This window comes from Thiorhodococcus mannitoliphagus (assembly GCF_010915725.1).
Lineage (GTDB): Bacteria > Pseudomonadota > Gammaproteobacteria > Chromatiales > Chromatiaceae > Thiorhodococcus > Thiorhodococcus mannitoliphagus.
The window spans coordinates 25,804-34,092 of sequence record NZ_JAAIJR010000055.1; the positions used below are offsets into that span (position 1 = coordinate 25,804).

The 8,289-nt window shown below is 67.3% G+C and carries 9 protein-coding genes; all 9 read left to right on the plus strand.

Annotated elements, in window-relative coordinates; translation table 11 throughout:
- Window positions 1-36: 36 nt before the first annotated feature.
- Window positions 37-540, plus strand: a complete 504-nt coding sequence (locus G3480_RS14200) for a hypothetical protein (RefSeq protein ID WP_164654552.1) — start codon at window positions 37-39, stop codon at window positions 538-540.
- Window positions 541-666: 126 nt separating this feature from the next.
- Window positions 667-1,626 (plus strand): CRISPR system precrRNA processing endoribonuclease RAMP protein Cas6, encoded by a 960-nt coding sequence (gene cas6, locus G3480_RS14205; protein WP_164654553.1) that lies wholly within the window; start codon window positions 667-669, stop codon window positions 1,624-1,626.
- A 120-nt stretch (window positions 1,627-1,746) separates the two neighbouring features.
- The gene (locus G3480_RS14210; RefSeq protein WP_164654554.1) at window positions 1,747-2,319 is read left to right on the plus strand and encodes a Uma2 family endonuclease; all 573 of its coding nucleotides are present in this window, start codon (window positions 1,747-1,749) and stop codon (window positions 2,317-2,319) included.
- Between the two features lie 191 nt (window positions 2,320-2,510).
- A complete protein-coding gene (gene csm6, locus G3480_RS14215) occupies window positions 2,511-3,287 on the plus strand; it encodes a CRISPR-associated ring nuclease Csm6 (protein WP_240905819.1) in 777 nt (258 codons plus the stop codon).
- 15 nt (window positions 3,288-3,302) lie between these two features.
- Window positions 3,303-3,638 (plus strand): hypothetical protein, encoded by a 336-nt coding sequence (locus G3480_RS28405; RefSeq protein ID WP_240905820.1) that lies wholly within the window; start codon window positions 3,303-3,305, stop codon window positions 3,636-3,638.
- Window positions 3,639-3,824: 186 nt separating this feature from the next.
- Complete coding sequence (cas10, locus tag G3480_RS14220; RefSeq protein ID WP_164654555.1) at window positions 3,825-6,542, plus strand: type III-A CRISPR-associated protein Cas10/Csm1; 2,718 nt, start codon at window positions 3,825-3,827, stop codon at window positions 6,540-6,542.
- 13 nt (window positions 6,543-6,555) lie between these two features.
- A complete protein-coding gene (gene csm2 / locus G3480_RS14225; RefSeq protein WP_164654556.1) occupies window positions 6,556-7,044 on the plus strand; it encodes a type III-A CRISPR-associated protein Csm2 in 489 nt (162 codons plus the stop codon).
- 14 nt (window positions 7,045-7,058) lie between these two features.
- A complete protein-coding gene (gene csm3 / locus G3480_RS14230) occupies window positions 7,059-7,772 on the plus strand; it encodes a type III-A CRISPR-associated RAMP protein Csm3 (RefSeq protein WP_164654557.1) in 714 nt (237 codons plus the stop codon).
- A gap of 119 nt (window positions 7,773-7,891) precedes the next feature.
- Entirely contained in the window at window positions 7,892-8,248 is a 357-nt protein-coding gene (locus G3480_RS14235) for a hypothetical protein (protein ID WP_240905821.1), read from the plus strand.
- Window positions 8,249-8,289 lie beyond the last annotated feature (41 nt).

Consider the following 8,289-nt stretch of genomic DNA (forward strand, 5'->3'; position numbering starts at 1 on the left):
GTTCCTTCTGCATGGCGACCCGAGGTGTCCACTCAAATGCTAAGCCGCCAGATCAAAGCCTCAGCGCTGCTCGCGCTCAGCCTCTGTGCGATCCCTGCCGCCCAGGCCGGCGAGAGCCGGATCGAACTCACCGACGGCAGCGTCATCACCGGCGAACTCCTTGGGATCGAGGCCAACCACTACCGCATCCGCTCCGCCACGCTGGGCACCCTCTCGGTCCCGGAATCGAGCATCCAGTCGATCCAGCCGATGAGCGCGGCCGGTGCCTCGACTAGCCAGCCAGGGGGCTCGGCAGCGGCGCCGGACTACTCCGCCGACATTGCCGCCATCCAGAAACAGCTCATGACGGACCAGGGCCTCATGGACCAGGTCACCGCCTTACAGCAGGACCCCGACATCCAGCAAGCCCTATCGGATCCCGAGCTGACCCGCATGATCCTCTCCGGCGACCTCCAGGGACTGCGCGCAGACCCCCGCTTCCAGCGTCTCATGCAGCACCCCTCCATCCAGGCCCTCATGGGCCAAGTCATCGGCCGCTAACCTCCGCCCTCCCGGTGCCCGTGGGAGCGGCGCCCCGCCGCGCCCCCCGCAAGCTTGTCACCCTGGCGCGAACTCGCCCCCCTGATCTAGCATCCCGAGCCAAATCCATCCACAGGGCTTCGCGACATGGACTCGACGGCCAGCCTCGGCTTTCCCCCACTCGGACGCTTCCGTTTTCACTTCCGGGCTCAGGATAGGGTTCGCCTGCCGCCCTACAGCGGCTCTGCCTGGCGCGGACTCCTCGGGCACGGGTTGCGCCGCACCGCCTGCGTGACCCATCAGCCCCAATGCCAGGGCTGCCTGCTCATCCGCAGCTGCGTCTACTCCACCTTCTTCGAGACGCCGCCTCCGCCGGAAGAGGCGGAGCGCGGCTTCTCCGCCGTGCCGCATCCCTACGTCCTCGACATTGATCCGAAGTCACCGCGGGTTCTGGAGTCAGGGGCCTTTTTCCATCTGACGATCAACCTCTTTGGACCGGCCATTGGCCAAGTCCCCTATCTCATCCATGCCCTCGCCAAGGCGGGCGAGCGTGGCATCGGCTCCGGCCAGGGCCGCTTTGCCCTAACCGCCGTCGAGCGCGAGCAGCCCATCGGCGCTGACACCTGGGAGCGCGTCTTCGAGGCCGGGCTCGGCGACTACCACCAGCTCGACCCGCCAGGCATCGAGCTGCCCGCGGCCCCATCAACCGTCTCCTTGCGGCTCATCACCCCACTCAGAATCAAGCGCGACGGCCACTTCCTCGGCGCCCGCGACCTGTCCGCGGCCGACCTGCTGCGCGCCCTCTACCAACGGGTCCGTCGGCTGGCCCATCTCTACGGCGGAGATCCCGAAGGCTTCGACGCCAAGCGTCTCTCGTCCGCCGAGGATGCCCTGCTGATGCAAGCCGGCCAGCTGCACTGGCACGACTGGACCCGCTTCTCCTCCCGTCAGGACAAGCTGATGCAGATGGGCGGACTCGTCGGCGAGATCGCGCTGTCCGGCCCCGACCTGCCCCTCATCTGGCCCGTCCTCTGGCTGGGACAGTGGACCCATATCGGCAAAGGCACCGCCTTCGGCCTCGGCGGCTACCGCCTCCACGCCGCCTGATGCAGCGTGGCGCGCATCAGCGGCGCCCGTGGGAGCGGCGCCCTGTGGGAGCGGCGCCCCGCCGCGACGACGCCACCGCTGCGACCGCTATACTGACACCAAAACCCGAGGAGCCACCCCATGTCCCTACAGCCAAAACCCAGCCTGACCTTCGACGATTGGCTCGCCGCCGAGCGCGGGTCCATGGACAGCCGCAGTGAGTACGTCGACGGCGAGATCTTCGCCATGACCGGCGGCACCGAGCAGCACAACCTCATTGCCGCCAACGTCATCGGTGAACTGCGCAGTCAGCTGAAAGGCCGTCCTTGCCGCGTCTACACCAGCGACATGAAGATCCGCACGCCCACCGCCGAAGCGGGCTTCTACCCGGACGTCCTGGTCGTCTGCGGCGAGCGCCAGTTCCACGACGACCGCCGGGATGTCCTGACCAACCCGGCCCTCATCGTCGAGGTCCTCTCCGACTCTACCGAGGCCTACGACCGCGGCGACAAATTCGTCTCCTACCGCGGGCTCCCGAGCCTCCAGGCCTACCTTCTGATTGCCCAAAACTGCATCCGCGTCGAACTCTACGTCCGCCAACCCGACGACACCTGGAACCTCAGCACCTACAGCGACCCACGCGACCAGATCCCCCTCACCGCCCTCGACGCAGCCCTCCCCCTCGCCGAAATCTACGACAAGACCGACCTCTAGGACCGGCGCCCTGCGGGAGCGGCGCCCCGCCGCGACCAGCGCCGACGCCACAAGCTTGCGACCCCCTCACCCCAGCCCATCCCCAGCCATCATCCCCACCCACAGGCCGGGGACCATCCAGATCCGAGGTCCAGGGAGGCAGGGACGCCACGGCCGACCCAACACCTCAGCCGCAACACCAGGGAGTCCACATGGAAACCACCCACCACCCCCGCCGCATCCTCCTCGCCGTCACCGGCCTCTCCCCACAGATCGTCACCGAAACCCTCTACGCACTGGCCGTCCGCGACCGGGATGCCTGGATACCCACCGAGATCCACCTCCTCACCACCGCCGAAGGCGCCGAGCGCGCCCGTCTGAGTCTGCCGTCCGATCACCCCGGTTGGTTCCGCCGCCTGCTGAGCGACTACGATCTGCCCGACATCCGTTTCGACCGCGATCACATCCACATCCTGCTCGGCGCCGACGGCCAGCCCCTGCCCGATATCCGCACCGACACCGACAGCCGCCTCGCCGCCGACCAGATCTGCGCCCTGGTCAGCCGCTACAGCGCCGACCCCCAGACCCAGCTCCACGTCTCCATCGCCGGCGGGCGCAAGACCATGGGCTATTACCTCGGCTACGCCCTCAGCCTCTTCGGCCGAGCGCAGGACCGGCTCTCCCACGTCCTGGTCTCCGAGCCCTTCGAATCCAGCTGGGACTTCTTCTATCCCAGCCCCGTCAGCCGCGTCATGACCACCCGCGACAACAAGCTCATCGACGCCGCCGACGCCCAGGTCACCCTCGCCGACATCCCCTTCATCCGCGTCCGCGAGGGCCTGCCGACCCGGCTCCTGGACGGTACGGCCAGCTTCGTCGAGACCGTCGACACCGCCCAGCGCGCGCTGGCCCCGCCCGCGCTCCAGATCGACCTCGCCGCTCAGTGCATCCACGCCGCCGGCGAGCGCATCGATCTTCCGCCCGCCTAGCTCGCCTTCTACCTCATGCTCGCCGAACGCCGCATCCAAGGCCTCGATGGCTTGCGTTGGGATGACGACGGCCTGGCCGAGCGCTACCTCGACGCCTACCGCCCTCTGGTCGGCGACTTCTCCGGCGACCTCGAGCGCGTCGAAACCGCCCTGACCGCCGGCATGACCAAGGAATACTTCGAACAGCGCAAGTCCCAGACCAACAAGGCCATCACCGACGCCCTCGGACCCCAACTTGCCGCCGCCTACCGCATCCATCCCCAAGGCACGCGCCCGCGCACCCGCTTCGGCCTGGAGCTGGCCCCGGATGCCATCGGCGTCATGCCTTGCCGATCACGGCACCGCGACTGAACTCAGAGAGACCACAAGCTTGTCGTCACTACGCTTGGCCAGAGCGTGTGCAACAATCGCCGCGACACGCCAAGGTGGGAGCGCTGCCCCGGCGCGACGAGCCAGGTCACCAGCCGGGTCGCGGCGGGGCGCCGCTTCCACAAGCGAGGCCCCCGCGCCGCACTCGAAAGGAGACACGAGCACACCATGACAGCCCCAACACCGGAAGACACCGCCCTGCAGGACGCGACCTGCCGCATGGCGCTCACGGCCTATCTGCATGACCTCGGCAAGTTCGCCGAGCGGGCGCGGCTCGCCACCGACGAGAGCAAGCGCCTGCTCCACGAGCAGATGTACTGCCCCCGGCGCGAGGAGAAGGGTCGTGTCTGGCACACGCACAAGCACGCCGCCTATACAGTGCTGGCCTGGGATCTGATCGAGCGTCGCTTCCCCGAACTCGTCGGCGACGACGTCTCGCCCTTTGCGGCCTGGGGCGCGACCCACGTGGACGATTCCATGGTCAACGCCGCCGGTCGGCATCACCTTCCCGACACCTTCCTACAATGGATCGTGGCGACGGCTGACCGGGTCGCCTCCGGCTTCGAGCGCGAGACCTTCGAGCAGTACAACCAGGCCGACGAAGGCACCCGCACGGGGAAAACGCACTACACCGCCAGACAGCTCACGCTCTTCGAGCCCATCCGCATGGACGAGCCCCTGGCCAGTCGTCGCGAGGAGTGGCACAAGCGCTATCCGCTCAAGCCCCTGTCGCCCGACGCGCTCTTTCCCGTCGAGGCGCAAGGCTACGAGGGCAACGACCAGAAGGCCGCCCAAGCCGAGTACGCCGAGCTGTGGGACCAGTTCACCAAGTCGCTCGACAGCATCCCGCCGAGCCATCGCAGCAACTGGCCGCTGTGGCTGGACCACCTCGACGCCGCCTGGGCCTGTTACACCCACGCCATTCCGGCCGCGACCGCCTTCAACGTGCGACCTGAGGTCTCGCTCTACGACCACTCGCGCACCACCGCAGCCTTGGCCGCCGCGCTCTGGCGCTATCACCACGAGCTGGACGACACCGGCGAAGCGGCGCGCAAACGTCTCGCCGACCGGGCACGCGCGGATTGGGACGCGCAGAAGCTGCTGCTCATCCAAGGCGACCTCTTCGGCATCCAGGACTTCATCTTCGCCACCGGTGGCGAAACCCAGCGCCGTGCCGCCAAGCTGCTGCGCGGCCGGTCCTTCTATATCTCGCTGCTGACCGAATGCGCCGCCCTGCGCATCCTGGACGCGCTCGCCCTGCCGCCAACCAGCCAGGTCATCAACGCCGCCGGCAAGTTCCTCATCGTCGCGCCCAACACCGAGCGCACGCGCGAGCGGCTGGCGCAGGTCCAGCGCGCGCTCGACCACTGGTTCTTGGAGCACGCCTACGGGCAATCCGGCATCGGCATCGCCAGCATGCCCGCCAGCTGCAACGACTTCGTCTCGCGCGCGACCGGTGAACAGCCGTTTCAACGCCTGATCAAGGCGCTGTTCGACAATCTCCAGACGGCCAAGACCCGTCGGCTGGACCTCTGCGGGGATGACCCGCCCGCGCCGGTCTTTGCCGACTTCCTCGACCGCTTCGACGCCGACATGGGTGTCTGCGACCTCGACGGTCGCTCACCCGCGACCGAGGCGATCGAGGGCGGGGAAGGCGGCCATGCCTGCGCCCTTTCCAACGACCAGATCGACATCGGCGGCCAGCTCACCCGCCGCAGCCGGGTGCTCATCTCGACCGAGTCGCTGGGCGCTGCGCTGCGCGTCCCCATCTTCGGCTACCACGTCCAGTTTACCGGTGACGAGGAGCAGAGCGGCCGCTTCGGGCGGGTTGCCGCAGCGGGCGTGCTGCGCCGCGCTTGGGACTTCGGCCTCCCCATGGAGGCCGCCGCGCCCCTCTTCTGCGGCTATGCGCGACGTTACATCGACGCCTATGTGCCGACCTATGGCCTACCGAACGAGTGGGAGCGTCAACGCTATGACCGTCTGGACGCGGATCAGCGCAGCGACGGCCGCGCCGATTCCGTCAAGACACTCGGCGAGATCGCCTGCGACGACCTTCACCCCGACGCGGACGGGCGCGGCCTGCAGGGCACCGAGGCGCTGATCACCCTGAAGGGCGACGTCGACGATCTGGGGCGTCTCTTCGAGCGCGGGCTCGAGACGCCCACCTTCGCCAAGATGGCCGGACTCTCGCGCCAGCTCAACGCCTTCTTCGCCGTCTGGCTGCCCTGGGTCTGCCGCGAGCGCTACCCCAGCACCTACACCGTCTTTGCCGGCGGCGACGACTTCTATCTGATCGGCCCCTGGCGCAGCACCATCGCCCTGGCCGCCGAGATGCGCAGCCGCTTCGCCGAGCTGGTGGCCGGAAACCCGGACATCCACTTCTCCGCCGGACTCTCCATGACCAAGGGCGGTCTGCCGATCCGCCAGATGGGTCAGCTCGCCGAGGAGCAGCTGGAAGCGGCCAAGGTGCATGTCTCCGCCGAGGGCAAGCCCAAGAACGCCGTGACCTGCTTCGGCCACAGCGTCGGTTGGGACGCCTTCATCGAGCTGACGGAGATCGCGCGTGAGCTGGACGTCATGCGCGACACCCTGACCCTGAGCACCGGCTATCTCTATGGCCTGCAGTCTCTGGCCGACATGGCCGAAGACCTCCGCCGCGCCAAGCTGAATCCGAGCCATTCGCCGAAACTGGAGAGCGCGCTCTGGCCGTCGCGCTTCGCCTACCGAACCTGGCGCATGCTCGAATCCGCGCGCGGCCTGGACCACGCAGCGCGCAAGCGCTGGCAGCAGACGCTCGGTCAGCTCCTGGGCGACGGCATGCGCAAGCACGGCAGCGCCTTCAAGATCGCGCTCTTCATTCACCTCTATCAACACAGACGCTGAGGGGAGAATACTGATGACAAATGGAAACAGAGGGCAGGGCGGTGGACAGCGAAGGGGCGGCGCCGAGCGCGGCGACCGCGGCCCCAGGTATGACGCACCCCGCTTGGACACCTCGGGCATCCGGCTCAAGCCGGTCGATGGCACGGCCTTGCCGGCCGACCTGTTCGACGGCATCGCGCGGAGCACCGCCCAGGCCGTTGCGGGCGACGGGCGCAACCAGGCCAACAAGCCGACCCAGCTTCGCCAGTTCTATGACGAGCTGGTGATGTGGGAGGAAAAGGCCCGCTCTGCACCCGAGCGGTTCGCCGAGCTGCTGCCCTTCATCCGCATGCTCAACGCCAAGGCGGCCTATGCCAAGGGACGCAAGCACGTGGACGACAACTTCGTCGACCTCATCGCCTGCTGTCTCGGACAGGTCGACGACTATCCGACCCTCCGCAACTTCAAGCTCTTTTTCGAAGCCTTCCTTGGATTCTACAAACAGGAACGCCCGACCGGCTGACAGGGGACGCCACCATGCAACTGACCAAGATCACCGACATCAACGGCCGTATCGAGCTGGTTTCCGGCCTGCACATCGGCAGCGGCAATACCGAGATGCACATCGGCGGGACCGACAACCCCGTCATCAAGAACCCCGTCACCAACCAACCCTACATCCCCGGCTCCAGCATCAAGGGCAAGATGCGCAGCCTGCTGGAATGGCGCGCCGGCGTGGTCGGCATCACCGAGGGCCGGCCGCTGGGCTTCAAGCACATGTCCAAGCTGGACGGCGACGCCGCCGATCAGGGCCGGCGTATCCTCAAGCTCTTCGGCGGCGCGCCGGAAGGCGCGGATCAGGATTCTAGGCTGGTGGCCGAGATCGGCCCGACCCGGCTTGCCTTCTGGGACTGCGCCCTCGATGCCGACTGGGTGCGAGAGATGAAGGAGGAGAAGAACCTGCTTCTGACCGAGACCAAGGCGGAGAATATGATCGACCGTATCCGTGGTGTCGCCGAGCATCCACGCAACACCGAGCGCGTCCCCGCCGGTGCCCGCTTCGAGTTCCGGCTCACGCTCAAGGTCCACGACGACGAAGACCTGCTCGCCGACATTCTGCGCGGTCTGCGGCTCCTGGAGCTGACGGGCCTCGGCGGCTCCGGCTCGCGCGGCTACGGCAAGCTCAAGTTCACCGACTTGAGACGCGATGGAGACTCGCTGATGGAGTCCCTCGCGGCCGTCGAAATCTGAATGTTTGTCTGTGGGAGCGGCGCCTCGCCGCGACGATCGCGGTCGGGGGAGTCGCGCCGGGGCGGCGCTCCCACGGCGGTGCTTGAAGGCAAGAAGTCTAGAGAACACGGAGCCACTTCATGGATTGTCTGCATCTGACACTGCGCCCTCGCAGCGCCTTCGGCGGGCCGATCAAGGGCGACACCCTGTTCGGCCAGCTCTGCTGGGCTGCCCGTCATCGATGGGGCGAGCGGCGCCTTGACGAGCTGCTCGACGGCTACACCCAGGGCCGCCCCTTCGCGGTCTGCTCGGACGCCTTTCCGGCGGGTCATCTGCCCCGGCCGGCGTTGCCGCTGCATTGCTTCAAACCCCTGGCGGAGACCGACCGCAAGGCCGTCAAGCGGCGCCGCTGGCTGCCTGTGTCGGCCTTGGACAAGCCAGTCGCGGATTGGCTGACACACTGCAGAACTCCTGACATACGCCCATTAACTCGCTGAAATGGTGTTATAATTCTGGCTTGAATCGATAAATAAATACG